At 69.8% G+C, this 26677-nt stretch carries 26 protein-coding genes and 2 pseudogenes; 15 read left to right on the top strand and 13 right to left on the bottom strand.

What is annotated here, in order from left to right:
* Positions 1-254: 254 nt before the first annotated feature.
* Positions 255-851: a DUF4291 domain-containing protein gene (locus tag OG509_RS17150; RefSeq protein WP_406183411.1), complete on the bottom strand. Its 597-nt coding sequence runs from the start codon at positions 849-851 to the stop codon at positions 255-257.
* Positions 852-893: 42 nt separating this feature from the next.
* The gene (locus OG509_RS17145) at positions 894-3359 is read right to left on the bottom strand and encodes a helicase-associated domain-containing protein (RefSeq protein ID WP_406183410.1); all 2466 of its coding nucleotides are present in this window, start codon (positions 3357-3359) and stop codon (positions 894-896) included.
* Positions 3360-3466: 107 nt separating this feature from the next.
* Here OG509_RS17145 and OG509_RS17140 point away from each other — a divergent pair, with 107 nt between their 5' ends.
* Positions 3467-4474 (top strand): hypothetical protein, encoded by a 1008-nt coding sequence (locus OG509_RS17140; protein ID WP_406183409.1) that lies wholly within the window; start codon positions 3467-3469, stop codon positions 4472-4474.
* Positions 4475-4583: 109 nt separating this feature from the next.
* The gene (locus OG509_RS17135) at positions 4584-5237 is read left to right on the top strand and encodes an HAD family hydrolase (RefSeq protein WP_385588890.1); all 654 of its coding nucleotides are present in this window, start codon (positions 4584-4586) and stop codon (positions 5235-5237) included.
* 39 nt (positions 5238-5276) lie between these two features.
* Here OG509_RS17135 and OG509_RS17130 read toward each other — a convergent pair whose 3' ends face one another.
* Positions 5277-5528 carry a hypothetical protein gene (locus tag OG509_RS17130; protein ID WP_030156909.1) on the bottom strand — a complete coding sequence of 84 codons (252 nt, stop codon included), beginning with the start codon at positions 5526-5528 and terminating at the stop codon, positions 5277-5279.
* Positions 5529-5729: 201 nt separating this feature from the next.
* Between OG509_RS17130 and OG509_RS17125 the strand changes: the two genes are divergently transcribed.
* Positions 5730-6113, top strand: coding sequence for a cold-shock protein (locus OG509_RS17125; protein ID WP_030012939.1), 384 nt, complete (start codon positions 5730-5732; stop codon positions 6111-6113).
* Positions 6114-6183: 70 nt separating this feature from the next.
* Here OG509_RS17125 and OG509_RS17120 read toward each other — a convergent pair whose 3' ends face one another.
* The 4 genes from OG509_RS17120 to OG509_RS17105 form a co-directional block, all read right to left on the bottom strand.
* Positions 6184-7071, bottom strand: a complete 888-nt coding sequence (locus OG509_RS17120; protein ID WP_406183408.1) for a 1,4-dihydroxy-6-naphthoate synthase — start codon at positions 7069-7071, stop codon at positions 6184-6186.
* Positions 7058-7792: a futalosine hydrolase gene (locus OG509_RS17115; protein WP_406183407.1), complete on the bottom strand. Its 735-nt coding sequence runs from the start codon at positions 7790-7792 to the stop codon at positions 7058-7060. Before OG509_RS17115 ends, OG509_RS17120 begins: the two co-directional genes overlap by 14 nt.
* 13 nt (positions 7793-7805) lie before the next feature.
* Entirely contained in the window at positions 7806-8291 is a 486-nt protein-coding gene (locus OG509_RS17110; protein ID WP_385588897.1) for a DUF2771 domain-containing protein, read from the bottom strand.
* 134 nt (positions 8292-8425) lie between these two features.
* Positions 8426-9799 (bottom strand): MFS transporter, encoded by a 1374-nt coding sequence (locus OG509_RS17105; protein WP_406183406.1) that lies wholly within the window; start codon positions 9797-9799, stop codon positions 8426-8428.
* Positions 9800-10179: 380 nt separating this feature from the next.
* Between OG509_RS17105 and OG509_RS17100 the strand changes: the two genes are divergently transcribed.
* The 5 genes and pseudogenes from OG509_RS17100 to OG509_RS17080 form a co-directional block, all read left to right on the top strand.
* Positions 10180-11088 (top strand): DUF3027 domain-containing protein, encoded by a 909-nt coding sequence (locus OG509_RS17100; RefSeq protein ID WP_387288100.1) that lies wholly within the window; start codon positions 10180-10182, stop codon positions 11086-11088.
* A gap of 70 nt (positions 11089-11158) precedes the next feature.
* A complete protein-coding gene (locus tag OG509_RS17095; protein WP_385588903.1) occupies positions 11159-11377 on the top strand; it encodes a hypothetical protein in 219 nt (72 codons plus the stop codon).
* Between the two features lie 138 nt (positions 11378-11515).
* The gene (locus tag OG509_RS17090; RefSeq protein ID WP_406183405.1) at positions 11516-12997 is read left to right on the top strand and encodes a flotillin family protein; all 1482 of its coding nucleotides are present in this window, start codon (positions 11516-11518) and stop codon (positions 12995-12997) included.
* Positions 12998-13044: 47 nt separating this feature from the next.
* Positions 13045-13596 carry an RNA 2',3'-cyclic phosphodiesterase gene (gene thpR, locus OG509_RS17085; protein ID WP_406183404.1) on the top strand — a complete coding sequence of 184 codons (552 nt, stop codon included), beginning with the start codon at positions 13045-13047 and terminating at the stop codon, positions 13594-13596.
* A gap of 209 nt (positions 13597-13805) precedes the next feature.
* A pseudogene (locus tag OG509_RS17080) lies at positions 13806-13955 on the top strand (aldo/keto reductase); the annotation flags it as partial.
* A gap of 87 nt (positions 13956-14042) precedes the next feature.
* Here the strand turns inward: OG509_RS17080 and OG509_RS17075 are convergent.
* Positions 14043-15032, bottom strand: coding sequence for an aldo/keto reductase (locus tag OG509_RS17075; protein ID WP_406183403.1), 990 nt, complete (start codon positions 15030-15032; stop codon positions 14043-14045).
* Positions 15033-15178: 146 nt separating this feature from the next.
* Positions 15179-15262 (bottom strand): annotated as a pseudogene (locus OG509_RS17070) (ATP-binding protein); the annotation flags it as partial.
* A gap of 986 nt (positions 15263-16248) precedes the next feature.
* Between OG509_RS17070 and OG509_RS17065 the strand changes: the two are divergent.
* The 6 genes from OG509_RS17065 (at position 16249) to OG509_RS17040 (ending at position 21502) form a co-directional block, all read left to right on the top strand.
* Positions 16249-18768 carry an NB-ARC domain-containing protein gene (locus OG509_RS17065; RefSeq protein WP_406183402.1) on the top strand — a complete coding sequence of 840 codons (2520 nt, stop codon included), beginning with the start codon at positions 16249-16251 and terminating at the stop codon, positions 18766-18768.
* 146 nt (positions 18769-18914) lie between these two features.
* Positions 18915-19106, top strand: coding sequence for a hypothetical protein (locus tag OG509_RS17060; protein WP_404959443.1), 192 nt, complete (start codon positions 18915-18917; stop codon positions 19104-19106).
* Positions 19090-19614, top strand: coding sequence for a DUF6879 family protein (locus tag OG509_RS17055; protein WP_406183401.1), 525 nt, complete (start codon positions 19090-19092; stop codon positions 19612-19614). The genes OG509_RS17060 and OG509_RS17055 overlap by 17 nt, the downstream gene beginning before the upstream one ends.
* Positions 19611-20441: a helix-turn-helix domain-containing protein gene (locus tag OG509_RS17050; protein WP_406183400.1), complete on the top strand. Its 831-nt coding sequence runs from the start codon at positions 19611-19613 to the stop codon at positions 20439-20441. The genes OG509_RS17055 and OG509_RS17050 overlap by 4 nt, the downstream gene beginning before the upstream one ends.
* Before the next feature lie 63 nt (positions 20442-20504).
* Positions 20505-20708, top strand: a complete 204-nt coding sequence (locus OG509_RS17045) for a hypothetical protein (protein WP_406183399.1) — start codon at positions 20505-20507, stop codon at positions 20706-20708.
* Positions 20709-21040: 332 nt separating this feature from the next.
* On the top strand, positions 21041-21502 hold the full coding sequence (locus tag OG509_RS17040) for a DUF2199 domain-containing protein (RefSeq protein WP_406187606.1): 462 nt from the start codon (positions 21041-21043) through the stop codon (positions 21500-21502).
* A gap of 544 nt (positions 21503-22046) precedes the next feature.
* Here the strand turns inward: OG509_RS17040 and OG509_RS17035 are convergent.
* Together OG509_RS17035 and OG509_RS17030 are read right to left on the bottom strand one after the other, a co-directional pair.
* A complete protein-coding gene (locus OG509_RS17035) occupies positions 22047-22397 on the bottom strand; it encodes a hypothetical protein (RefSeq protein ID WP_406183398.1) in 351 nt (116 codons plus the stop codon).
* A gap of 249 nt (positions 22398-22646) precedes the next feature.
* Entirely contained in the window at positions 22647-24329 is a 1683-nt protein-coding gene (locus OG509_RS17030) for a recombinase family protein (protein ID WP_406183397.1), read from the bottom strand.
* 38 nt (positions 24330-24367) lie between these two features.
* On the opposite strand from OG509_RS17030, the gene OG509_RS17025 reads away from it, so the two are divergent.
* Positions 24368-25222: an aldo/keto reductase gene (locus OG509_RS17025; protein ID WP_406183396.1), complete on the top strand. Its 855-nt coding sequence runs from the start codon at positions 24368-24370 to the stop codon at positions 25220-25222.
* 73 nt (positions 25223-25295) lie between these two features.
* Here the strand turns inward: OG509_RS17025 and OG509_RS17020 are convergent, their stop codons facing one another.
* Both OG509_RS17020 and OG509_RS17015 read right to left on the bottom strand, forming a co-directional pair.
* Complete coding sequence (locus tag OG509_RS17020; protein WP_406183395.1) at positions 25296-25883, bottom strand: Uma2 family endonuclease; 588 nt, start codon at positions 25881-25883, stop codon at positions 25296-25298.
* Between the two features lie 107 nt (positions 25884-25990).
* Positions 25991-26674: a GDSL-type esterase/lipase family protein gene (locus tag OG509_RS17015; RefSeq protein ID WP_406183394.1), complete on the bottom strand. Its 684-nt coding sequence runs from the start codon at positions 26672-26674 to the stop codon at positions 25991-25993.
* Positions 26675-26677: the final 3 nt, after the last annotated feature.

Genomic DNA, 26677 nt, shown 5'->3' with positions numbered 1-26677 from the left:
TGGCGGCCGGCGGAACAGACGGAAGAGGCGTGCGAGATGCCGCGGCAGAGCGCCGGGGCGGGTGGTGCTGGGTGTCGCTCTCGCGCCGGTTCGTATTCCCTCGGCCGCTGCTGCGATGAACTGATCTTCACACACCGTGGATCACCAATCCATCGTCCGTCTGTCACCGCTCTGCAACAGGAACCGGAGACCCGCGCACCCCTTTTGAACTGGGAAAACGATGGCTCGCATTCCGCTTTGGCGGTGCGGATCCGCTACGCGCCCAGGTGCTCCAGCGACCCTGCCGGATACGGCGTCTCCACGGGCAGCAGAGCCCGCGCCGCCGCCTCCTCGCCCGACCGGACCAGGCCGTGGATCTCCCGGGCCAGCGGGGTCACATCGCGGATGGAGACCGTCCACTCGTCGGCGTACGCGCGCGAGGCCGGCCCGGACAGGCCCAGCTGGAGCGAGCGGTGGGCCAGCGGGTTCAGGTGCAGGTCGCGCTCCGGGTCCCACTGGACGCGGGCGGGGGCGTCGCGCAGGGCCCGCCGCCAGGCCTCGTGGTCGGTGTGCGTGCCGCGTTCGTAGTGCGACAGGCAGGCGTGGCGCAGCGCGTGGTCGAAGCCCTCGCGGGTGATCTCGACGGCCAGCACCGTCTCCTGGTCGGCCTTGGTGGCCCAGCCGCAGCGGTACATCATCCACAGGAACGACGGCTTGATCCACGTCATCCGCTCCCGCTTCCAGGCGGGCGGGAACCGGCCGTCGCGGGCCGCGGGCAGCCCCAGCGCGGGCGCGTACGCCTGGTAGACGGTCACCGTGGTGTCGGTGTGGGCGGCCCTGATCTGCCGGTGGTCGGCTCGTACTTCCTGCATGCGGCAAGGGTGCTCGGTGGGAGCCCCTCGCCGCGAGCCGTTTTACAGGTGCTCCTCCGCCAGCTCCGCGACCCCCGTGATCCGGTGCAGGGCGTACGTCCGGACCTCGTCCGCAGTGTGGTCGTAGCCGGTGACGAAGCCGCCCTCCACCCGGACCGGGGCGATGACCCGCTGGCTCGCCGCGCCGTCCGCGTTCACGTACCCGATCCACACCGCCGACCCGGTCAGCGCGGCCGCCTGCACCGTGGCCAGGGTCTCCGCCGCGCTCGTACGCGGGAGTTCGCCCGGGACGACGGATGCCGCGGCCGGCTCCTTGCGCACCGCCGTCGCGGCCAGATCGCCCGCGCGGATCGCCCGTACGGCCGCCCCCAGCAGGGTCGCGTCCGGGACCGGCGGCCCGTCCGGCACCGGGACCGGCGCCGACCGCGCCGGCGTCCGGTGGGCGTCGGCCCGCGCCACGACCACGTCCCCGGTCAGCGACTCGGCGGCCGGCGCGTAGCCCATCGCCCGCAACCCGTCGAGCAGCGCGCCCGGTTCGGCCTGCGCCGCCAGCACCGTCGGGGCGAGGCGCCGCAGCCCCAGCCCGGCGGAGCGCCGGTCGGCCAGGATCTCGTTCAGCATGCCGTCGTCGTCGCAGCGCACGTACGAGGAGGCCACGCCGACCCGCAGGTGCCCGTGCCGCCGGGCCACGTCGTCGATCAGGTACGCCAGCGGCTGCGGAACCGGCGTGATGCTGTGCTCGGCGAGGAAGGCGTGCAGGTCGGAGGCGGTCTGCCCGGAGTCCAGGGCCCGCCGTACGGAGCCGGGCGTGAAGCGGTAGACGGTCGCCCCGCCCTTGGACTCCACGTCCGCGAGGACGGCCAGCACATCGCCGAGGGCCCGGCGCAGCGGCCCCGGGGCCACCGCCGTCAGGTCGGCCTGGAGCAGTACGTGGTCCACCGGCTCCGGAAACAGCGGCGCCAGCAGCGGCGCCGGGTCGCGGTGCTCCAGCAGCGCGCGGCCGTGCGCCGCGAGCGCGCCGCGGCCGGTCACGCCGAGCACCTCGGCCTCGGTCAGCGTCCACCGCGCGAGGTGGGCGCGCAGCGCGCTCGTCCCCCGTACCGGCCGCTCCCAGCCGAGCCGGGCGAGCAGCGTGTCGGTGTCGGCGGAGCCGCCCTCGGGCAGGGCGGCGAGGAGTTCGAGGACGCGCCGGCGCACCTCGGGGGCGGCGGAGCGGTCGAGTTCGGGGCCCAGCGCGGACAGGGTGCGGCCCTTGGCGTCCTGATCGCCGACCAGGCCGGCGGTCCGGGTGGCCGCCAGCCAGGCGCCGGCGAGGGCCGTCCACCGTTCGGCGGGCGGGAGTTCGACCCAGTCGTCGAAGGCGGGGGTGGGCGCGTACCGCTCGTCCGCCTCCCCGTCGCTGGCCAGCAGCCCGGCCGCGTAGGCGAGTTCGATCCAGAACGCGGCCGCCGGCTCGGTGGCGTCCAGGGTGGCCGCGGTCCGCTTCAGGTCCCGTACGGACAGTCCGCCGGCCCGCAACACCGGCGGGCCGGCGTGCTCCCAGGACTTCACCAGCTCCTCGACGGTGGCCAGCGCGGCCAGCGCCTGACCGGCCGCGTTGGCGTCCACAAGCTGTGGACGGTGCTCGCGGTCCGCCGGCACCTCCGGGGCCAGCGGCTCCGTCTCCCGGTGCGCGAGGCCGCCGCGCAGGTGCAGCGCCACCTCGCGGGGCAGTACAACGGTCCGCGCCGACGCGGGCAGCAGCAGCCCGCGGTCGCGCAGCCAGCGCACGGGCGGGGTCGGGTTCGGCGTGACCTCCCCGTACGGAGGCCCCCACACGAGCCGGCCGAGCACCTGGTGGGCCTCCGCGGGGGCCTCGTCCAGCAGCGCCGACATCCGCTCCGGGTCGGTGAACAGGCCGGTCAGCGCCGTCACGGCGGACACCGGGTCGTGCGTGGCGGGCAGCCCGGCGGCCGCCACGATCTCCTGGATCCGCGTCGGCGACATCCCGGCGGTGGCCTCCGCGACGGTCGGCCCGAGGCCGGTCGGGGAGGGCCGGCCGGCGGACGGCGCGAGCAGCTCGCGGGCGGTGCGGACCAGCCGCAGCCGCTCGTCGTCGCCCCACACCAGGGCCTGGTCGCGCAGGGTGGTCACGGCGCGCGGGAGTTCGGCGCGGGCGCCGTTGTCCCCACCCCCGGTGGTGCCGTGCTCGCCGGCCAGCAGCGACTCCAGCACCGGGTACGGGCACGGGTCCGGGGCCACCGCGAGGGCCTCCGCGGTCTGCAGGGCGAACCGGTCGAGCCGGTCCAGCGCGCGCACCACCGAGGCCCGGGTGCCGGCCCGGGTGGCCAGCTGCGTCATGTCACCCGGCACCGGTCCGAGCAGGTCCGGGCGCGCGTGCAGCAGGGTGGCGAGCGACGCGTCGTCGCGGGCGCGCAGCGCCTCGGCGAGGGAGCGCGGGGCGCTGCTCGCTGTGGCGCTTCCCGCAGCACTGCTGGGCTCAGGCAGCTCAGGCACGGTCGCCTCCATGGTCGCGTCGGCCGGTCCCCATCCGGCCAACGGTATCCGCTGAGCCCTCGGCCGCTCCACGGGCGCACGCGCTACCTTTCCGGTGGGTGGTACGGGAGGAGCCGGGCATGGGGATCGAGAGCGACCATCTGGTCTACGAATATCTGAGCCGGGTCGGGGACTTGGCGCAGCGGCGGCAGCTGTCCTCGGGGGACCGGATGCGGCTGGTGGCGGGTTTGCGGGACGAGATCGACCGGCGGCGCGCCAAGTACGAGCCGGAGACCCCGGCGGCCGTACGGCGGATCCTGGAGCGGATCGGTACGCCGGAGGAGGTCCTCGACGGCATGGGCGCGTCGCCGGCCCCCCAGACGCGGGCGGCGACCCCCGAACCCGCTCCGTCGGTGCCGACCCAGCGGGGGCCCGGCCGGCTGCGCCGCAAGGTCGTGCCGGAGCCGCGCCCGGCGGACAGCGCGCCCGCGCCGCCGCACCTGGCGGGGGTCGACGAACTCGGCGCCGACGGCGGGGCGGAGCCCGACTGGTGGCGCGTCGCGCCGGGCCCGTTCGGCGCGGGGCCGCAGGTGGAGGGCTTCGCGGGCGGGATCGAGATCCCGGAGCTGTTCAGGAACCCGGTGGAGGAGAAGCCGGAGGCCGCGGCCGGTCCCGCCGGTGCGCCCGCCGCCGAGGGCGGTTCGGCCGTACGGGGCCTCGTACGGTTCCTGAAGCAGCGCCGGCAGGCCAGGGCGCAGGCCAAGGCGGCGGCCGCGCCCGGGGCCGATCCGCAGGCGGCGGCCGCCGCCCCGCGCCCGAAGCCGCACGCCTTCCTGCTGCTGGCCGCGGCCGTGCTCGTGGCGGGTGCGGTCACCGGCTCCTGGCTGCTGCTGATCGGCGGCTGGCTGCTCGCGTACGCCTCGCGGGTGCTGGGGCCGGCCGAGCGCAAGGCGGTCGTGTTCGGGCTGCCCGGGACCGTCTTCGCGGGTGCGGTGGTGTGGCTGTGGGGCCGCCTGGAGGGCCGCTGGGGCGCGCCGCTGACGGACGAGGGGCTGGGCGGGGTCTTCCAGGGCATGTGGCCCTGGCTGGCCCGGGGCGCGGCCGTCGCCTCGGCCCTCTACCTGGCCTGGCGCTCCCGCCGCCGCTGAAGCTCGTGCGGGCGGGCAGGCGCTGACATGTCACCGGATTTCACCGTCCGGTAAGGCAAGGCTAAGTCTCTGTTCCCGTCCGTCGGCCCCGGCTCGGCACAATGGGTGCATGAGCTCCGAGACCCCCGCCGTGCCCGCCGCGTCCGCCCAGCTGACGGTCGGCTTCGACCTCGACATGACCCTCATCGACTCCCGCCCCGGAATCAAGGCCGCCTACCAGGCGCTTTCCGCCGAGACGGGTACGTTCATCGATGCCGACGAGGCGGTCACGCGGCTCGGTCCGCCGCTGGACGAGGAGCTCGCGTACTGGTTCCCGGAGGCGGAGATCCCCGCCATGGCCGACCGCTACCGCGAGATCTATCCCACACACGCCATCGAGCCGACCCCGGCGATGCCCGGCGCCCGCGAGGCGATCGAGGCCGTCCAGGCGCTCGGCGGCCGCGCGATCGTCGTCACGGCCAAGCACGAGCCCAACGCCCGGCTGCACCTCGCGCACCTCGGCATCGAGCCGGACGCGGTCATCGGCTGGCTGTGGGCCGAGGCCAAGGCGGGCGCGCTGCGCGAGTACGGGGCGCAGGTCTACGTCGGCGACCACGTGGGCGACGTACGCGGCGCCCGTACGGCCGGCGCGCTGTCGGTGGCGGTGCCGACCGGCCCGTGCCCCGAGCCGGAACTGCGGGAGGCGGGCGCCGACGTGGTGCTGCCGGACCTCACCGCGCTGCCGCAGTGGCTCGCGGAGTACGTCCGCACGCACGCGGTCTGACCCGCAGGCCTGAGCCCGCAGGTCCGACCCGAGGGGGCGTCAGGCCTGGGACGCGCGGGCGGCCCGGCGCTGGGCCGCCGCCGAGCGCAGTACGCCCGCCGCCGAGATCAGGAAGCCGACGCCCATCAGCATGCACACGGCCCACGCGTACGACGGGAACGGGTCGACGTCCAGGAACAGCGGGGCCATCGTCGCGAGGGTCGCCACGGCGCCCACGATGAACACGATGCCACCGGCGCGCACCAGGCCGTCGCCCGGCCGCGCTTCGTCGGAATGAGGAGTAACAGTCACCTCACCAGGGTAGTTCCCTGGCCGAAGCAGCCGACAGCGCAGCCGAAATGCGAAGAGCCGGCGAAGGACCGGGGAACGTCTTGTCTCCTGTGAAACGCCCACTAGCCTGGATACGGCGGGTCACCATGACCCGCTGCGCTGTTGTCCGGACCCGCCGCGCGGCGTACCGGACCCCGACGAGCACAAGGACAGAGGACGGACGTGCCTACCGGCAAGGTCAAGTGGTTCAACAGTGAGAAGGGCTTCGGCTTTCTCTCCCGCGACGACGGCGGAGACGTCTTCGTCCACTCGTCGGTGCTCCCGGCCGGGGTCGACGCCCTCAAGCCCGGCCAGCGCGTCGAGTTCGGCGTCGTCGCCGGACAACGCGGTGACCAGGCGCTTTCCGTGACGGTGCTGGACCCGGCGCCCTCGGTCGCGGCCGCTCAGCGCCGCAAGCCCGACGAGCTCGCCTCGATCGTGCAGGACCTCACGACCCTGCTGGAGAACATCACTCCGATGCTGGAGCGCGGCCGCTACCCCGACAAGGTGCACGGCACGAAGATCGCCGGCCTGCTGCGCGCGGTGGCCGACCAGCTCGACGTCTGAGCCCGTACGCACGACGGTGCCCCGGCCCTCCGAGAGGGCCGGGGCACCGTCGTAGGTACGTGAAAACGGCCTACGGGAAGTCCAGTGAACCCGGCGCGATGGCCGGTACCAGACCCTCCGCCGCGGCCCGCGTCAACAGCCCGCGCACCGCCGCGTACCCGGCATCGCCCAGGTCGGCGGTGAACTCGTTGACGTACAGCCCGATGTGCTGGTCGGCGACGGCCGGGTCCAGCTCCTGCGCGTGGGCGCGGACGTACGGGCGGGAAGCTTCCGGGTCCTCCCATGCCATCCGGACCGACGTACGGGCCGACTCGGCCAGCGCGCGCAGCGTCCCGGCGCCCAGCGAGCGCTTCGCGATGATCGCGCCGAGCGGGATGGGCAGGCCGGTCGTGGACTCCCAGTGCTCGCCCATGTCGGCCAGGCAGTGCAGCCCGTACTCCTGATAGGTGAACCGGGCCTCGTGGATGACCAGTCCGGCGTCGACCCGGCCGTCGCGGACGGCCGGCATGATCTCGTGGAACGGCAGCACGACCACCTTGCCCACGCCCTCGGGCAGCACGTCCGCGGCCCACAGCCGGAACAGCAGGTAGGCGGTGGAGCGTTCGCTGGGCACGGCGACGGTCCTGCCGGCCAGGTCCACCCCCGGCTCACGCGTGAGGACGAGCGGCCCGCAGCCGCGCCCCAGCGCCCCGCCGCACGGCAGCAGCGCGTACTCCTCCAGCACCCACGGCAGCACGGCGTACGACACCTTCAGCACGTCCAGCTCGCCGCGCTCGGCCATGCCGTTGGTGATGTCGATGTCGGCGAAGGTGACGTCGAGGGCGGGCGCGCCCGGCACCCGGCCGTGGGCCCAGGCGTCGAAGACGAACGTGTCGTTCGGGCAGGGCGAATAGGCGATGGCGAGCGGTTCGGCGGGCCGTTCGGACGGCTGTGCAGCGGGCCGTTCAGCGGTGCTCATGGCGTTCTCCCCAGGTGACGAGTACGGGCCCCAGGGCGCGGAATCCGGCGGTGAGCGCGGCCAGCGCGTCCCCGATCCGCCAGGCGTCGCGGTCGCGGGGGCCGACGGCGTTGGACACGGCGCGGATCTCCAGTACGGGCAGCCCGTGGGCGGCGGCCGCCTCGGCGACGCCGAAGCCCTCCATGGCCTCGGCCCCGGCGAGCGGGTGCCGGGCGGCGAGCCGGGCCGCGCCCTCGGCGGTGCCGGTGACGGTGGAGACGGTCAGCACGGGCGCGAGCAGCGACCCGGTGGCCTCGGCGGCGCGGGCGGCGAGCTCGGCGGGCGGCAGGTGGACGCTGTGCCCGAAGCCGAGCTGCTGTACGTCGAGGAAGCCGTCGGGGGTCTCGGCCCCGAGGTCGGCGGCGACGACGGCGTCGGCGACCACGAGGGAGCCGACCGGGGCGGCGGGCTGGAACCCGCCGCCGATGCCGGCGGAGACGACGAGGGAGTACTCGGCCAGCGCGAGGGCGGTGGCCGTGGCGGCCGCGGCGGCGGCCGGCCCCACCCCGCCGACGAGGACGTCGACGGCGAGACCGGGCAGATCGCGCCGGGAGAGGAGGTATCCGCCGGGTAGGGCGCGCGGCTCCGGCGTCACCGGGTCCGGATGAGGGGTGGGCCCGGTCAGGCCACTGGCGACGGAGTCTGCCTCCGCCGCCACCGCGGTCACGATGAGCGCGCGCACCGTCGGTACGTGGCTACTTGAGCTTGACGTTGTAGGCCCAGACGGCGAGCGGCTTGCCGTCCTCGCCGACCTGGACGATGTTCAGCTTCTTGGAGGACGGGGCCTCGCCCTGGCCACCGGTGGCGAAGAGGTCGGCGCCCGGGAAGCTGCGGTAGGTGTTGGAGGAGGGCTCGGTGATCGGCTGGCCGTCCAGGACCGCCTGCCACCGCTTGCCGTCCTCGACGACTTCCGGCTCGACGCCGAGACGCAGGGTGTCCCCGCGGCCGTAGTCGATGGTCTTGGCGTCCTTCATGTCGGTGAGGCACTCCTGGACCTTGTCCATGGAGAGCTCCTTGGAGTCGGAGCAGACGGCCTCGGTGGACACCGACGACGTGCCGACCGTCACGGTCGCCAGCGGCGTCGGCTTGTCGCAGGCGGAGAGAAGGAGGAGGCCGGCGGACACGGCTCCGAGGGCCGCGACGCTGCGGCGGCCCCTACCCGAGAAAAGCGGTGCGGTCATGAGCCGAAGGCTATCGGGCCACCCCGCTCCGCCGCCGCACGGGGGTGTCCGTGGCCTGCCGCGCGGCGCGCGGCCGGCCCGGCCGGCCCGGTTTGCCCGGCATGAACCCACTGGAAATCCCCGCCGGACACGCCCTACGCCACTCGGGGGCGGGCGGAGCCCGACGGGTGGTGCCGGGGGGCGGAGAGGCGGCCGCGCAGGGCCATCACGGTGCCCGCCGCGACGATCGCCGCGGCCACGGCCATCCCCAGGACCCCGTTCAGCGGCAGCACGATGCCGATCGCGCCGCCCAGCACCCACGCCATCTGGAGCAGCGTCTCCGAACGGGCGAACGCGGACGTCCGTACGGCCTCGGGCACGTCCCGCTGGATCATCGCGTCCAGCGACAGCTTGGCCAGCGCCTGGCAGAAGCCCGCCGTGGCCCCCAGTACGGCCATGAACAGCCCGCTGAAGAACACCGCGGCCAGGATCGCGACCCCCAGGGTCACCGACAGCACCGCCGCGATGATCGTCTCGGGTGCCCGAGCCCGCAGCCACGCACCCGCCGCCGTCCCGCAGGCGTTCCCGACGCCCGCCGAGACGCCCACGATGCCCAGGGAGACGGCCGCGCTCTGTCCGGCGAGCGGGTGCTCGCGCAGCAGGAACGCCAGGAAGAAGATCAGGAACCCGGACAGTGCGCGCATCGAGGCGTTCGCCAGCAGACCGCACAGCACCGACGGGCTCACCGTGCGCAGGCCGGGCTTGCGCGAGTGCGGTTCGTGCGTGGACAGCCGGGCCCGCCGCTCGCCCTTGGCCTCGTCCACCTTGTGGGGCAGCGAGAACGCCGCGAACGTGCCCCAGACGAAGATGGCGCAGGCCCCGTACAGCGGCCACGGCGGCCCGATGGTGTGCAGCCCCGCCGCGACGGGCGCCGCCGCGCCGGTGGCGAGCAGGCCCGCCAGGGTGACCCGGGAGTTCGCCTTGACGAGTGAGAAATTCGGCGGGAGCAGCCGCGGCACCACCGCGCTGCGGACCACCCCGTACGCCTTGGACGCGACCAGCACGCCCAGCGCCGCCGGGTAGAGCTCCAGCCCTCCCGTGGCCACCGCGCCCGACATCATCACCGCGAGCAGCGCCCGCGCGAGCATCGCGCAGGCCATCGCGGCCCGCCGGCCGTGCGGCAGCCGGTCCAGCGCCGGGCCGATCACCGGGGCCAGGACGGTGAAGGGGGCCATGGTGATCGCCAGGTACAGGGCGACCCGGCCGCGTGCCTCGTCCGTGGGTACCGAGAAGAACACCGTCGAGGCCAACGCCACTGTGATCATCACATCGCCGGCGCCGTTGATGGCGTGCAGTTCGATCAGCTTGCCGAGACCCGATTCGCCGGCCCCGTGCGCGTGCGTGGCCCGCCGGATCCCGCGCGCCGTACCGGTGAAGGGGCGCTGCAGGGCACGCCCGACGGCCCGGCCGGCCCGCCTGGCCGGTCCCGAGCCGTCGCGGGACGACCGTACGGGTGCCACACCCGCCATAGTGCCCCACGCGCCCCTCACGGTCCCGTCCCGGCGCGTTACGGGCACCCGACGGATCGCCGTCGGGCCGGCGTCGGGAGGTCGTAGGGGCGATGTCGGCACAGGGTCGCGTCCGCGAATCGGACCTTGCATGTGGGCCCAAGGCGTCGAAGGAGGTAGCGTGCGTAGCGCGCCACCGGCGGTTGCTCTCGGCCGCGCGCCTCTTCGCCGTCCCGCAGAATGGATGGCAGGTGGGTGCGCCCGAGGCCGATCGGGTGCGGACGTCGACGCGGCCCTCTGGTCCGCTCCGCCCGCACCACGTACGGACAGGACCGACGGGTCGTTCAGGACGACAGTACGGACGGCGCACTCGTGAGACGGCGTAGGAGAGAACGAGACCTGTGAGTGCTGCGACGACGCGAAGCCGTACCCCCGACCGCCTGTGCGCCGAGGCGGTAGACCTCGCCCGCACGGCGGCCGAGGAAGCCGCCGCTCCCTCCGTGGTGGGCGAGCACGTCTCCGCCGTCGCGGAGGGTGACCGGGTCGTCACGCACTTCTTCGAGTGCAAGGACCCGGGCTACCGGGGCTGGCGCTGGGCCGTCACCGTCACGCGCGCCTCCCGCGCCAAGAACGTCACCCTCGACGAAACGGTGCTGCTTCCCGGTGAGGACGCGCTGCTCGCACCCGAGTGGGTGCCGTGGAGCGAGCGGCTGCGCCCGGGTGACATGGGCCCCGGCGACCTGCTGCCCACCGACGCCGAGGACCTGCGGCTGGAGCCGGGCTGGTCGGGCGAGGACGCGCCGCCGCCGAACTCGGTCGTCTCCACCGAGATGGCCGAACTGGTCGAGGCCGAGGACGCCGACGTCACCGACCGCGCCGTGGTCCCCGTACGGGGCTCCATCACCTCCGTCGCCGAGGAGCTCGGCATGCGGCGCGCCCGGGTCCTGTCCCGGTACGGGCTGCACAGCGCCGCCGACCGCTGGGACGAGTCCTTCGGCGCCAAGACCCCGATGGCGCAGGCCGCGCCCGCCTCCTGCGTCTCCTGCGGGTTCCTCGTCGCCATCGGCGGCTCGCTGGGCCAGGCCTTCGGCGTCTGCGCCAACGAGTTCGGCCCGGCCGACGGACACCTCGTCTCGCTCTCGTACGGCTGCGGCGGCCACTCGGAGGCCGCGGTCATGCCGAAGCCGCTGCGCCCGGCGCCGCCGGTGCTCGACTCGATGGCCACGGACGAGTTCCCGCTGCGCCCGGCCCCCGACACGGGCTCGGTCCCCTCGGCGGACCTCCCGGCCGCGGACCTCGGGCACTCGTAGCCGTACGCGGCGAGGAGTGCGGGCCGCACGGCGGGGCGCCGGCCCCGCACCGGCGGCGTACCCTCGGCGCATGGGGGAAGACGGCATGGTGGGGCTGGACGGCCGGGTGACCGGCACGGTGGGCCCCGGGCTCGTGGGCGAGGTGATCGTCCGCATCCGGGGCGGCGCGGAGCACTTCCTCGCCCATCCGGCGCACGGGACGGGCCGGCTGGAGGTCGGGACGGTCGTGACCGTCGTCGAGTACCTGCCGCCGCGCACGGTGTACGTGATGGCGGCGTACGACAACTGAGCCCCGGCGCCACCTGCGCGGATGTGGTTCGTATCAAGATGGCGACAAGAAAGCACCAGCGTCTTCTTAACGGCCCGCCACAGGAGCACACTCGCCCTCGTCAGTGTCGAACGGCACTGCGATAAGGGGGCGTTGCCGATGGCTATCGGCGTCGTGGCGGGAATCGTTCTCGCCGCAATCCTGGCTTTGATCGGCCTGTTCAAGCTCATGTGGCGGGTGGCCGAACCCAACGAGGCACTCGTCATCTCCGGCTCCACGCACCGCACCGAGGGCATCGGCGAGGGCATGGGGTTCCGGATCGTCACCGGGCGCGGAACCCTCGTGGTCCCCGGTGTGCAGGCGGTGCGCAAGCTCTCGCTGGACCTCAACGAGACCCAGCTGAACGTGGACTGCGTGACCCACCAGGGCATCCCGCTGCGGGTGAAGGGCGTCGTGATCTTCAAGATCGGCGACGACCTCGTGTCCATCGCGAACGCGGCACGCCGCTTCCTGGACCAGCAGAAGATGATGCCCGAGCGGGTGCACATCGTCTTCGCGGGCCATCTGCGGTCCATCGTGGGCGGGTTGACGGTCGAGGACATGATCCGCGACCGGGAGAAGCTGACGGGGCAGACCCGGGCGGCCTGCGGTACGGAGATGGAGAAGCTCGGCCTCATCGTCGACTCGCTCCAGATCCACGAGATCGAGGACCCGACCGGCTACATCAAGAACCTGGCGATGCCGCACGCGGCCGCCGTCCAGCGGGACGCGCGCATCGCGCAGGCCGAGGCGAACCGTTTGGCCACCGAGGCCGAGCAGACCGCGTTCGCGCGGATGGCGGAGGCCACCCGCGACAGCGAGATCCTCCAGGCCGGCTACCAGGCCGAGCGCGACAAGGCCGCCGCGACCGCCCGCCAGGCGGGCCCGCTCTCGGAGGCGGCGGCCCGCCAGGAGGTCGTCGTACAGGAGACCCGGGTCGCCGAGCTCGAAGCCCACCGGCGCGAGCAGCAGCTCCAGGCGGACGTACGCAAGCCCGCGGACGCGGCGGCGTACGAGACCCGCACCCGCGCCGAGGCCGAGCGCGACGCCCGCATCTCGGCGGCGCAGGCCAAGGCCAAGGAGACCGAGCTGGCGGCCGCGGCCGAGGCCACGCGAGTGACCACGGCGGCGACCGCGGACGCGGCGGCCACCGAGGCCCGGGGTCTGGCGGCCGCGAAGGCCACCCGGGCGACCGGTGAGGCCGAGGCCGCCGCCACCCAGGCGAAGGGCCTCGCGGTCGCGGCGTCGGCGAAGGCGAAGGGCCTCGCCGAGGCCGACGCCATCAAGGCGCGGGCCGCCGCACTGGCCGAGAACCAGGAGGCGGTCGTCGCCCAACAGCTCGCCGAGAACTGGCCGGCGATCGTGGAGGCGGGCGCGGGTGCCTTCGGCAACGTGGAGCACATGGTCCTCCTGAACGGCGCGGAGGGCATGTCGGAGATGTTCGCCAAGGCGCTGACCATGGGCGGCACGGGCCTGGGCCTGGCCCGCCAGCTGCTCTCGTCGATGTCCCAGCCGGCCGCCCCGGACACCACCCCGGTGAACGGCATGACGGCGGCGTCGGCGTCGTCGGCGGCTCACCAGATCCCGATCGCGGACGCGTAACCCGCCCGGCGCGAGCCCGACCCGTCGTCCGGGTTAGGCTCGCGCCCATGAGGCTGTTCGCCGCGTTGATGCCGCCCCAGCAGGCCGTCGAGGAGCTGCGCGAAGCAGTGGCGCCCCTCCGGGACGACCGGCTGCGCTGGACGGGGGAGGCGGGCTGGCACTTCACCCTCGCCTTCATGGGCGAGGTGCGTGAGGAGCTCCTGGTGGACCTGCACGCCCGCCTGGCCCGCGCCGCCCACCGCACCGCACCCTTCGGCCTGCGCATCCACGGCTCCGGGCACTTCGGCGACCGCGCCCTGTGGGTCGGCGCGGCCGGCGGGCTCGACCCGATGCGGATGCTCGCCGAGCGCGCCGACGCCGCCGCCCGCCGGGCCGGGGTGCCGATGGAGCACCACCGCCGCTACACCCCCCACCTCACCCTGGCCCGCAGCCGCACCGGCGCCGACATGCACCCGTACGTCGACGCCCTGGCGGGCTTCGAGGGCACGCCCTGGCAGGTCGGGGAGCTCAGCCTGGTCCGCAGCAACCTCCCGACGGGAGGCGTCCCCGGGGAGCAGCCCCGCTACGAGGTGGTCGAGGCCTGGCCCCTGGCCGCCTGACGCCCCTCGGTACGGGAACCCCGGGCGCCCGCGTTACGCTCGACGGGTGGATCCCAAGACCCGAAACCGTGTGATGGCCGGTGTACTCGTGCTGATGTTCGTCGTCGTGGCCGTGGCAGCCGCCGTGGGCCAGTAGCCGCGCCCCGGGCGGCAGCCCGTCCGCGCGGGGCCTTGCCTGGAGTGGACTCCAGGCAGTTGGCTTGGGGTTCATGAAGTACACACAGCTCGGACGCACCGGACTCAAGGTCAGCCGACTTGTACTCGGCACGATGAACTTCGGTCCGCAGACAGACGAACCCACCAGCCACTCGATCATGGATGCCGCGCACGGCGCTGGCCTGAACTTCTTCGACACCGCCAAGCAGGCACTTTAACGCCAGCTTGAGTCGGAGGTGGTCGCCGCCCAGGACGAAGGGACGACGACCACCGTACGTACAGCTGCCTGATCACCAGGCGAAGGCCTCCGGGGACGGCCCCGGGCCCGGGAAGATCTCGTCCAGCCCGGCCAGCACCTCTTCGCCCAGCTCCAGTTCCAGCGCGCGCAGGGCGCTGTCGAGCTGCTCGGCGGTGCGCGGGCCGACGATGGGGCCCGTCACGCCCGGCCGGGTGAGCAGCCAGGCCAGGGCGGTTTCGCCGGGCTCCAGGCCGTGCTTGTCGAGCAGGTCCTCGTACGCCTGCACCTGCGCCCGTACGGAGCTGTTGGCCAGGGCGTCCGCGGAGCGACCGGAGGCGCGGCGGCCGCCCTCGACCTCCTTCTTGATGACGCCGCCCAGCAGCCCGCCGTGGAGCGGGGACCAGGGGATGACCCCGAGGCCGTACTCCTGCGCGGCCGGGATGACCTCCATCTCGGCCCGCCGCTCGGCGAGGTTGTAGAGGCACTGCTCGCTGACCAGGCCGACCATCCCGCGCCGGGCGGCGGTCTCGTTGGCCTGGGCGATCTTGTAGCCGGGGAAGTTGGAAGAGCCCGCGTAGAGGATCTTGCCCTGCTGGATCAGCACGTCCACGGCCTGCCAGATCTCCTCGAAGGGGGTCCGGCGGTCGATGTGGTGGAACTGGTAGACGTCGATGTGGTCGGTCTGGAGCCGCTTGAGGCTGGCCTCGACGGCCCGGCGGATGTTCAGCGCCGACAGCCGGTCCTCGTTCGGCCAGGTCTCGCCCTCGCGGGACATGGAGGCGTAGACCTTGGTCGCGAGGACCGTCTTCTCCCGGCGGCCACCGCCCTGGGCGAACCAGGTGCCGATGATCTCCTCGGTACGGCCCTTGTTCTCACCCCACCCATACACATTGGCCGTGTCCACGAAATTCAGACCCGCGTCGAGGGCGGCGTCCAGGATGCCGTGGCTGGTCGGTTCGTCTGTCTGCGGACCGAAGTTCATCGTGCCGAGTACAAGTCGGCTGACCTTGAGTCCGGTGCGTCCGAGCTGCGTGTACTTCATGAGACCCAAGCCAACTGCTTCGAGTCCACTCCAGGCAAGAGCGGCCCGCGCAGCCCTCGGTTTATGCGACAACGCGCATAGTCGCGTTGACTCATGTACGGCTGACCACCGCCGTCCGTACGCTCTTGGTGGTCGGCCCTCATACATGCATCGACCAGCCGGTAGAAGCCCTCGGCGGCGTCCGGGGAGACGAGCAGGAGCCGGATGTCGTCGACGATGATCAGGTCGATGGACATCAGCAGAAGCATCGCTGAGTAGTTCGGCGGTGTCGAGCTGGCGGCGTCGGAGGAACAGATCGCCGAGGGCATGCTCAAGAAGTCGGCCGAGTTCGCAGCCTCGGGCAACCGGGTCTACCTCCCGCTGGCCGACTGACCCACGCCGTAGGCGCCAGAAGCTGCGCTGCAGACCCGCGACCCAGGGGGAGTCGCGGGTCTGCCTGTTTCAGCGTGCTGTCTCTGCCTCACCAACCGCGACACGGTTCATGGCTGCCCACAACCCCCAGAAGCCCCGTTGCTGTGGGCAGTTGTGCCGACTCCGAGTGCTTTGCCACGTGCTCGTCTATCGTTCATTGAGGGCGCAGCGGGAGGGGATACTGCATGCTGAACGAGGCTTTGACCGCCATTGCAGCGGCAGGCGGTACGGCAGTCGTACAGGCCATCGGTACAGATGTGTGGATGCTTGTGCGGGGTCGGGTTGGGGTCTTGCTGGGAAGGGGTGACGCCACCCGCGAACAAGCAGTCTTGACTCGCTTGGACCGTACAGCTGGCGAGCTGGAGCAGGCGCCCGACGGACACGACGCTATCCATACGCGGCTCGAAGACTCCTGGCGGACTCGGTTCGAGGACTTCCTGGACGAGCTGCCCCCGGAGGCACAGAACGAAGCCCTACAGAGCTTGCGTGACGTCGTGGCTCTCGGGGGACTTGGTCGTGGGAGTACATCCGCGGGGCAGCAAGGTCTGGCGGTCGGTGGAGACCTCCAAGTGCAGGCCCAACACGGTTCAGTGGCGGGCGGTGTGCTCAACGTTGAAGGCGGCCTGCACATGGAACTCCCTCAGCAGCCGGCGGCGGATCAGGGCTGACTGCTGCCGGCGGTACACAAGGCCTAGAAGTCGCTGCGGACACTTCGATCTTCGCTAACGCAGGCAGTCTCGCAGCGGGTTATATAGCTCAAGTTGTTCTCAATGGTCAGCCACGTGAGACAAACCGCTGGCCCCTTTTGGTTGGTAACATTCCGCGCGAGGCTGAATGTTTTCAGCGGCGCGATCAACTTGATCTGTTGAACGCGTCCAATGGCGACATTCAGGTGAAGTTTTTGATGGGTTCGGGTGGAGTGGGGAAAACCCAACTCGCCGCATACTACGCCAGGCAGGCTTTGGCGGAGAATCTATTCGATGTTATTGTGTGGGCCTCTGCGGCCAGTCGCGAGAGCGTTCAATCCGCTTACAGTCGGGCGATCTGCGATATCTCGGGGGTGGACGGTAGTGATCCTGAGAGCACCGCTAACAGATTCCTGAGCTGGGCGCAGACCACTTCTCTTAGGTGGCTGGTTGTACTTGATAATGTAGCTGGACCGGGTACCCTCAGTGGCCTGTGGCCTCCGAGTAGCGCAACCGGCAAGGTTCTAGCAACTACTCGTCGTCGAGATTCGGCACTGTCTGGCCCGTCCTGCAAGCGTATTGATGTGGGCCTTTTCAAGCCGACAGAAGCGGTCAGGTATCTAACGAGTAAACTAGCGGCTCATGGCCGAGAGATTGACCTAGAAGAGGCTTCTCTCGTTTCGCTAGATCTCGGCCATCTGCCATTGGCACTCGCTCAATGCGCCGCCTACCTCGTCGATGTAAACATGGAATGCGCGAGCTACCGTTCGCTCCTTGCTGATAAGAGGCGCTCGCTCAGTAAATTGCTTCCGGACTCAACTAGTCTTCCGGATGATCACCAAACCACTGTTGCCGCTACGTGGTCGCTTTCTATTGAGCAAGCAGATTCCCTATCGCCGTCCGGGTTGGCCCGTCCTGCGCTTCATCTTGCAGCCATTCTCGACCCCAGTGGTTTTCTTGGGGATGTTTTTGTTACTCGGGCTGGCCTGGAATACTTGTCCAGGAACAGGACTGTCACGATCTCTGGCAATGCGCAGGACGGGGAAATTGAGGTCCATGATGCTCGGGGTGCACTCCAAAATCTGCGCAAGCTTAGCCTGATAGAAATCGGTGATGGCGTGGATGGTGAGTCTGCTCTGATCAGAGTGCACGCCCTCGTTCAGCGCGTAGTCATTGAGGAATTAGAGCCGGAGGCGCTCGCTGAGGCGGCCCTGGCTATGGCTGATGGCCTGCTGGAACTTTGGCCCGATGGTTCAGCTCAATCGGGTGATGTCCAAGCGCTGCGCTCTAGTGCGGAAATATTGCGTCGTAACCACGGTTCGGTACTTATTGATGAGTGGTGTCACGAACTTCTCTTCCGGCATGGTCAGAGCCTCCTTGAAGCAGGTCTGGCAGCTTCCGCTATTGATCACTTTACCGATCTGCGGGCGGCAGTCGAAGCAATCGATCCCGATCACTCGGATTTGTATTGCATACGGCTTCACCAGGCAGACGCTATGGACCAGGCTGGTGACTTGCCCGGTGCCTTGGCAGAATATGAATCACTCCTAGTGGATGAGACTAGGAAGCAAGACGATGACGCCGAAGATGTCCTCCATGTGCGGAGCGTAATAGCCGAGTTCCTGGGTGGTGTCGGTGATTCGATTGCGTCTGTTCGAGCTTTCGAGGAACTCCTTCGCGACAGAATTCGGGTCCAGGGGGCTGATAGCGAGTGGACCCTCGACACCCGTCGAAGGTTGGTTGCGGCTCGCAGTCGCGCAGGTGATTTGGCTGGCGCATTCGCGACTTGCGAGGAATTGCTAGAAGATGAAATTCGACTCTATGGTCGAGATCATCCACATACACACCATACTCGGATGCATCTCGCGGATGAGGTTGCTGCATCAGGTGACATGGATGGTGCGATCATCCTGCTGTGCGAGGTTATACGAGACGTTGCTCGAATTCATGGGGAGTGTAGCGAGGAAACATTCGCTGCGCGTCATCGTCTGGGTGACTTTTATGCGGAGGCCGAGTCATTTGCGCGAGCCGTTGGAGTGTTCGAGTCGCTTCTAGTGGACCAGAGGAAAGCGTTGGGGGCTGGGCATCCAAGTGTGCTGGAGATCCAAGCTCATTTGGCGGATGCTATTGGTGCAGGTGGGGACCCGGCGGCAGCTGCTGTGATCAGCAAGGAGATCCTAAAGGTGAATCTGATAGAAAGGGGTCCGCGACACCCTAATACTCTTGATGCGCAAGGGCTCCTGTGGCACTGGAAGGGGCGAAGCGGCGAAATCGATGTGGCGGTATCTGGCTTCTCAAAACTGCTTGTGGATTGTGAAATGACCCTCGGTCGAGATCATCCCCAAACCATTTCAGCGGTTATGCGTTTCGCCTCGTGGTTGCGTAGCTCTGGGGATATGGCGTCTGCTCTGCTGGCCTACAGGCGGCTTGCTGAAGATCGTGCTCGGGTGCATGGGAAAGACGATAGTCGAACCTTGCATGCTCGGGATTGCCTTGCCTTTCATGTGCTTCTGATGGGGGAGTCTGAGCAGGCGCTGGCGCTTTTCCGTGCTCTATATGCGGATCAGGTCCGCCTGATGGGACAGGGGCATCCGGATGCGGTTCACACTCTGGAGCACATAGAGGACCTAGAGGCTTGAGTTTTTTGGGCTCTGCAGCTTCCTTTCAGGTCCTTCTACTGCGATCCCAGCTTTCCCGTTCTGGAAACTGCCAGCCCTTGCACCGACCCAGTGATGGTCGAGAGCATGGGATCTGACCACAGACGGGCACAGCGAGGGGACACGGCGTGAAGGTCAGGAAGCTTGTAACGAGCTGTGAGAACGGGGACTGCCCAACGCTGTACGCGACGGACAGGGGGACACTCCTTGTCCAGGGGGAGACGCCGACTGACCACGGGTTGGCAGTCCCCGCGCACGAGACGTTGGTCGAGATCCCCATGGAACTCATCCGGAAGGCCATCCGTGATCAGCTCATCTAGCAACCTGACGAAGCGGTTCAAGACCTTCGAGCGAGAAGCGTTCCGGCTGGAGATCCTGGACGACTACAACGTGCCGTCGAGCGCAGAGAACCTGCGCTCGTTCCTCGCGGGTGAGGCGCAGCCGGAGGACTACAACGAGGGGTGGGTCGAGACCGTCCGATCCGCCACGCAGGCCGGCAAGCGGATGTACCGGGTGCACACCGTCTCCCGACCGCTGACGGACTACCTCCGCTACGAGCTCGGCTGGGGGTACATGAAGAACATGACGGGCGGTGAGGAGTTCTTCATCTTGGACATCACCGAGAAGCCGAACCCCCTGGAAGGGGTGCCGGACTTCTGGCTGTTCGACGAGACTTCCCCGGTCGTCATGAACTACGACGACACGGGTGCGTTCATCGGGCCGGATTTCCTTGATGCCGGGCGTGCGGCGGACTTCGTCCGCTACCGGGATACGGCTCTCGCTCACGCCGAGCCGTTTTCCGAATGGTGGGCGAAGTACGGCGGGTGAACAGAACCGAACTGGGATCGGCGCTGCGGGCGCTCCGGCAGGCGTCCGGGAAGGAAGCCAAGGCCGTCGCACGCAGCGCCGTCATGTCCACCGCCAAGCTGTCGAAGATCGAGAACGGCCACGTGGCGCCCAGCGTGGTGGACGTGGAGCGCATCCTTACGGCCTTGGATGTGTCCGAGCAGGTCAAGGCCGAGTACATGGCTGTGGCGCGGGCTCAGGCCACGGAGGCGACGGCCTGGCGGCTGTTCCGGCGTATGGGATTCCACCGGAAGCAGGAGGAGATCCGGGCTCTGGAAGCCTCGATGAAGCTCCTGCGGCTGTTCCAGCCGTCCCTGGTCCCTGGGCTGTTGCAGACACCCGAATATGTACGCGCCGTGTTGCAAGGCAAGGGACTGAGCGAGGACCAGCTTGCCCGCACCATCGGAGCTCGGATCGAGCGTCAACGGGTGCTGTACGACACTGGCAAACAGCTCCGCTTCGTCATCACGGAACCCGTGCTGCGCTGGCGTCTTCTCCCGCCCGAGATGATGGCCGGACAACTGGACCGCATCGCCTCCGTCTCCCGCCTGCCGAATGTGGACGTCCGAGTCGTCCCCCTGGACCGTCCGCAGACCGACGTCCCGGGGCACTCCTTCGTCATTCGGGACGACCGCATGGTGACGGTCGAGACCACGCACGCCGAGGTGATCGTGACCGATCCCAGAGATGTCGCCCTGTACGTCGACAAGTACGAGCGCTTCGCCTCAGTGGCCACCGTCGGCGACGCAATGCGAGCGATGCTCGCTGACATCCGGGACGGATTCTTGCGTGAACGGGAAACGGGCTAGATCCCGCTGGTCAGCGGCTGGACCATCGTCTCCACCGATTGAGCGAGCGGGGAGGCGCACGGCGTGAGCAGAGCGAAGACGACGATGTCGGGGCCGATGTACCTGTCGTTGCCGAACGTGCCGCCGAAACCGGCGGACGGGTGTGGCGTGTGTAGGGCCCTGGTCGCGCAGCGGCAGAAGGCTCGGGATCTGGGCGATCTGTCGGCGGCGACGGACGCCGACGTGGAAATCCGCGACCATCCGCACCGGACCCGGAGGCTGCGATGACGCGTTCGGTCGTGCGGTACGTGGAACACCGCATCAGTCGGCACCTGGGGACTGACGTGACCTTCGAGGCCGAGTGCCTGCGCTGCGGCTGGCAGGCGCCGGCATCGGATGACGGGGCAGCGGTGGACATCGAGTGCATGAGCCACACAGGCCGAACGGGGCACCAGGGTTTCCGCCGCTGGTGCACGTCCTTCGCGTGGGTCGAGCGCACGGGATAGCCCACGGTCTCATCGTGGGAGGCCGTGCTTCGCGGCGAAGCTAGGCTCCCGCGCATGACCAACGATCTCGGCTACACCTGCTCATGCTGCGGCGAGTTCCACGCGGAGCTTCCGATGGGCTACAGCACCACAGCTCCCGATATATGGGACGAGAGCTTCGAGGGCCGGCCCGACAGCCTGCTCTCCTCGGACCAGTGCGTGATCAACGCCGAGCACTACTTCGTCAGGGGTCTGATCGAGATACCGGTCATCGGCAGCGATGAGGTGTTCTCGTGGGGGGTCTGGGTTTCGCTCAGTCGGGACAACTTCTCCCAGGCTGCCGACATGTGGAACACGCCGGGACGCGAAGCGGAGAAGCCGTACTTCGGCTGGCTCACCACCGAGCTTCCGATCTACTCGCCCAGCACTATCAACCTGAAGACGAACGCTCACACCCGCCCGGTCGGCCAGCGCCCCTTCATCGAGCTCGAACCCACTGACCACCCTCTCGCAGTCGAGCAGCGCACCGGCATCACTCTCGATCGCGTACGTCAGATTGCCGAAGCCGTCCTCCATGGAGACGGCGAGAACGGCTGACCGACAAAGCTGTTCGGGTCGGCGGCGAAGGGGTGGGGTGTGACTCCCTGAGCCTGGCAAGGCAGACCGCCACGTCTTGGCAGCTGAGATCCTGCCATGGTTTCGAAGGCCGTCAGGCACCAGCGACGCGAGGCAGGGGCGAAGAACATGCAGGTCAAGTCGCCCCGCCCGGTCCCGCTGGCGGTCGGAGACCGCACAAGAGCGAAGTCTTTTGAGTTGGTCCTTCGTGGCTTCGCTTTCTTGGGGGCGCGTCGCGCCCCACCTGGTTAGCCCTTGGGCTTCGTCTTTGGTCCCCTGCGGAGCCGCTCGGTAGAAGCAGCTTCGGACGATGGCGGCCTGCCAGCCGCCCATTGCCTCTGGCGTTGAGGGCGCTGCCGCGCCCCGCTCCTCTTCGCCGCTGTTCCTCATGCCGCTCTCTGCTGGCGGCCCCGGCAGGGGCCGCACTGTGAAGCCAAATAGATAAGAGAGGCAACGTACGTTTCCGCAGTTCAGAGGCGTTGTGGGTACACGTGAGACGTGTGTGGGCTACACGCGGGAGCGGCGCCTATCGGTCCTGGTGGATGCGGCACGGCACCGGGGCGCCCTTCCTCTTCTGGAAGAGGTGAGGAGGGACAACGAGGCAAGCGGCTCCGGACCGGGGTGACACGAGGTCCAACCGCTTCGCTCGGATGACGGCATTGGTCGCGCTCTGGTCCGACAGGGGCTGGTCATCCTTGCCCAGTAGAGCGGCCAACTTCCCCGGACCGAAGCTCGCGTGGCCCTGGCAGTCGGCCCACCCGAGGGCGGCGAAGTGGACGCGGTAGGCGAGCTGGTGCCGGGAGTCCTGGGCCATGCGCCGGTACTCGTGCTGGGAGATCCCGCCCCAAGGGCGGCCGGTGCCGAAGTGGATAGCCACTGAGCGCGGCTCCTTCCTGTGCGGCGCACGGGTGCGCCAGTAACCCCCGCCGGACGGCGGGACATGTGCCTCCCTTTCTTCGCGGGGGTGGACCGGCCACATCGGCACGGTCCTCACAGGGCGTCCAAGGACTCAGGCCTGGGACTCGGTTTCGTGCAGTCGGGAGCGACGGCGGCGACCTGGCAGGAATCCTACAGAACGAAGGAGGGCCCGGGATGGGGCCCTCCTTGTCGTACAGCGGCGAGGCGGTCAGCTTTCGCTGTGTACCGCCGCCAAGTCGCGGACGCGGCGCTTGAAGTCCATCGGGATCAGGATCTGCACGCGGCCTTTCCCCTCCTGCCACATGCCGTCATGGCCCTCCGGGGACATGGCTGCCACGGCGGTCATGGGTGGGAGCTTCTCGGCGTGGATTACCGCCTTGATGCCAGCGGCCCGAAGTTCCTTGCCCTTCTCGTGTTGGGTCGACAGCTTCGCCCAGCGTTCCCGGTAGGTCTCGCCTGTCGGGATCTCTTCCCAGGTGTCGGGGCGGGTGGGCTGGGCCATGAGTTGCTCGCGCCGTGCGTCCAGCCGCCTGTACGTCTCCCGGTATTCCTGCTTGCCCAGCTCGCTGGAGTAGAGACCGGCTTCGCGGTCCTCCCGGAGTTCTGCCAGAGCGCGGTTGACCTCTTCGATGTCCCGCGTGAAGTCGACGCCAGGGCGGAAGACCTTCCGTACGATCTCGACGTTGCCGGCTGCGCGCAGGAAGACTTCCTCCACGGCCCCCTCAAGGACATGGGCCGCGATGCCCTTACTGCCCGTGGGACACGGCTTGTGCGTGGTCCGCGAGGCACACCGGTAGTACGGCCAGTTCCGCCCCGGGCCGAGGTACGCCGGTTCTCCGCAGGTACAGAAGGCGACCCTGAGCATCGGGGAGCCGCCCTTTCGGTTGCCGTTGCGCTTGCTGGTGTTCTCGTCCAGCTTCTTGTTCGCCAGCTCCCACTCCTCCTGAGTGATCAGCGGCTCCGCGCGCTGGAGAGGGCGGCCCTCCGCGTCACGGACGACGCGGGCTCGCTTCGTCTTCTGGCCGCCGATGACAACTTCCTCCGTCACCTCCATCTGACCGAGAACGTTCAGGGAGCGCACCACCTTGGCTGTGTTCGCGGCGGTCCACCGGCCGCCCTTCGGGGGCTTGCCGTTCCTGATCAGCTGAGCGTCGAGCGATACCGGAGTCTTGGTCGGGTCCTCGTTGAGCCACTGGGCGATGCTGTTCGCCGACTCGCCCTCGATAAGCCTGCGGACGATCTCGCGCAGCGTCCCGGCGGTGTCCGTTCCGTAGTCGTCCAGGACCAGCCGCCAGCCGTCACCGGTGTCCTGTTTCTCCGCCCGGTAGCCGTACGGGATCCGGCCGCCGCGCCAGCGCCCCTCCTTCACCAAGTGGTTGTATGAGGACTTCGCCCGGGCCTTGATGGCTTCGAGCTCCCCTTCCGCGAAGGAAGCGATCAGGCTGAACAGCAGCTTGCCCATCTGCGTGTTCAGGTTGATCCCGTCCTCGACGGTGGCGACCTCCTTGCCGTGCTTCTCGCACCACTCCACGAGCGTGTGTACGTGGAGTACACGCCGTGAGAGGCGGTCGAGCTTCAGCGCGCAGATGATGTCGTACTCGTCGGCCCGGGACTCGTCCAGCGCAATCCGGTGCTCGATCGAGCTGACCTCTTTGCCGATAGTGGACGGCAGCCACTTGCTGAACTCCGGGCGCTTCCACGGCTCGACACCGCCGGATACATCGATGTCCTCGACCCACCCGACGACGACGTGCCCTTCCTGGTCGGCCCATCGTTGAATCGATCGGCGCTGGCGCTCCGGCGATGTGGTCTCGTCCGAGATCTTCGACAGGCGGACCACGCCCAAGACTCTTGCCACTTGCTCTCCCCATCCCCTGTGGTACTTGGGCATCGACGCTAGGGCCCGCGTGGGCGTGGCGTCAAAATGGATTGTTCGGTACCGCCAACGTCTACGGCTGGGGCGAGAACAAGGGCCGCACCGAGGAGATCCTCGGCACCTGGTTCGCCCAGGGCGGCGGTCGGCGGGACAAGACCGTGCTGGCCACCAAGGTGTACGCGAACATGGCCGGCGAGGGCGACCCGTGGCCCAACTACGACCGGCTCTCGGCGCTGAACATCCGCCGGGCCGTCGAGGCCAGCCTCAAGCGGCTCCAGACGGACTACATCGACCTCTACCAGTTCCACCACGTCGACCGCCGGACTCCGTTCGAGGAGATCTGGCAGGCCGTCGACGTGCTGATCCAGCAGGGCAAGGTGCTGTACGCCGGGTCGTCGAACTTCCCCGGCTACAAGATCGCCCAGGCCAACGAGACGGCCGCCCGGCGCGGTTCGGTCGGGCTGGTCAGTGAGCAGTGCCTCTACAACCTCGCCGAGCGGCGCGCCGAGATGGAGGTCGTCCCGGCGGCGCAGGAGTACGGGCTCGGGGTGGTCACGTGGTCCCCGCTGCACGGCGGGCTGCTGGGCGGCGTCATCAAGAAGGAGGTCGAGGGCGGCCGCCGCGCCTCCGGTCGCTCCGCGGACGCCCTGGCCAACAGCTCCGTACGGGCGCAGGTGCAGGCGTACGAGGACCTGCTCGACAAGCACGGCCTGGAGCCCGGCGAGACGGCGCTGGCGTGGCTGCTGACCCGGCCCGGGGTGACGGGGCCGATTGTGGGTCCCCGTACGGCGGAGCAGCTGGAGAGCGCGCTGCGGGCACTGGAGCTGGAGCTGTCGGACGAGGTGCTCTCCGGCCTGGACGAGATCTTCCCCGGCCCGGGGGCCTCGCCGGAGGCCTTCGCCTGGTGATCCGGCCGAGGTGACGGCACGACCGGTCCGCGCCCCGGTGGGGGTGCGGACCGGTCACGGACCGGGGCGCGGATCAGTCACGGGGGAACTCGGAGGTGTCGAGCTTCAGGCCCTCCACCGCGTCCGTGAGGTCGATCTCGCCCCCGAAGGCGATCTTCGTCTCCGTGGCGTAGTCCCCGTCCTTGGGCTGGGTGTGGAGCACGCAGCGGCGGGTGTACGGATCGACGATGAGGTACGCGGGCACTTCGGCGGTGGCGTACGCGGCCTTCTTGGGGCCGTAGTCGTTCGCCGCGGTGCCCTTGGAGATCACCTCGGCGACGAATTCCACGTCCTCGTGGCGCCAGTGGGCCGCGTCGTCCTTCGCGGCATCGGTACTGAGCAGCGCGACGTCCGGCGCGAACCCGTTCAGGTGGCCCGGGAAGTCGATGCGTACGTCCGAGAAGGCTTTCACTCCCATGCCGAACTCGTCCTCCAGTGCACGGACGATCCTGCGGATGATCTCCCAGTGCGTGTCCCGCTGCGGCGACATGTAGACGGTCCCCTCGACGATCTCGACCTTCAATCCCTCGGGGACGGGCTCAAGCGCCTCGAACATCTGGTCCAAGGTCTGCTCGCTGCTGATGTCGGCCATCTCGATCCTGTCGGTCTCTACGACGGTCATCGTGGCGCTCCTCCGCGCTGCCGCGCAGTCGCGGGCAGCCGCCTGGTACAACGATACGCACGGGGAGCGGGTCACGGCGGGAACGCCGGGTGCGGCCCTACGGGGTGTCAGAGGGGTCGGTAGGGGCCGCCGATGCCCCAGGCCTGGTGCAGGACCGCCGCGAACTCCCCGGCCAGGCGGTGCTCGCCCGAGGCGTTGGGGTGGGTGCCGTCGTACGTGTCGTGCGCGATCTCGTACGAGGCCGGGCGCGCGGCCAGCAGGATCGGCGAGGCGTCGGTCGACAGGTCGGCGACGGCCTTCGCGAGGAGCTCGTTGAATCGGGCCACCTCGGCCGCGAACGGCGCGTCGGACTCGGCCCGGACGTTCGGGATGACCGGGAGCAGGACCATCCGGATGTCAGGCCGGGCCGCCCGCGCCTCCGCGATGAAGCGGCGGGCGTTGGCCGCGGTCTCCTCGGCGCCGGTGTAGAAGCCGAGGTCGATCAGGCCGAGGGAGACGAGCAGGACGTCGGGCTCGCCGGAGCGGACGGCGGAGCCGATGAGGGGGGCCATGTGCTGCCAGCCCTCGCCCCAGCCGGCGAGGTGGCGGCGGGCCGGCTCCGGGAAGCCGGGGTCGGCGTACGCGTGGCTGGTCGGCTCGTTCGAGCCGGTGTCGAAGAGCGCGGTGCGCGGGCCGACGATCTCGTACGGGCCGCCCGGGACGGCACCCAGGTGCTGCCACATCCGGTAGCGCCAGGTGTAGTCGCCGGCGCGTCCGATGGTCATGGAATCGCCGACGAACATGAAACGCATCCG

Origin of the sequence: Streptomyces sp. NBC_01006 (genome assembly GCF_045162725.1) — a bacterium.
Lineage (GTDB): Bacteria > Actinomycetota > Actinomycetes > Streptomycetales > Streptomycetaceae > Streptomyces.
The sequence above is the reverse complement of the archived record's forward strand: the minus strand, read 5'-3'. Positions and strand labels throughout refer to the sequence as shown.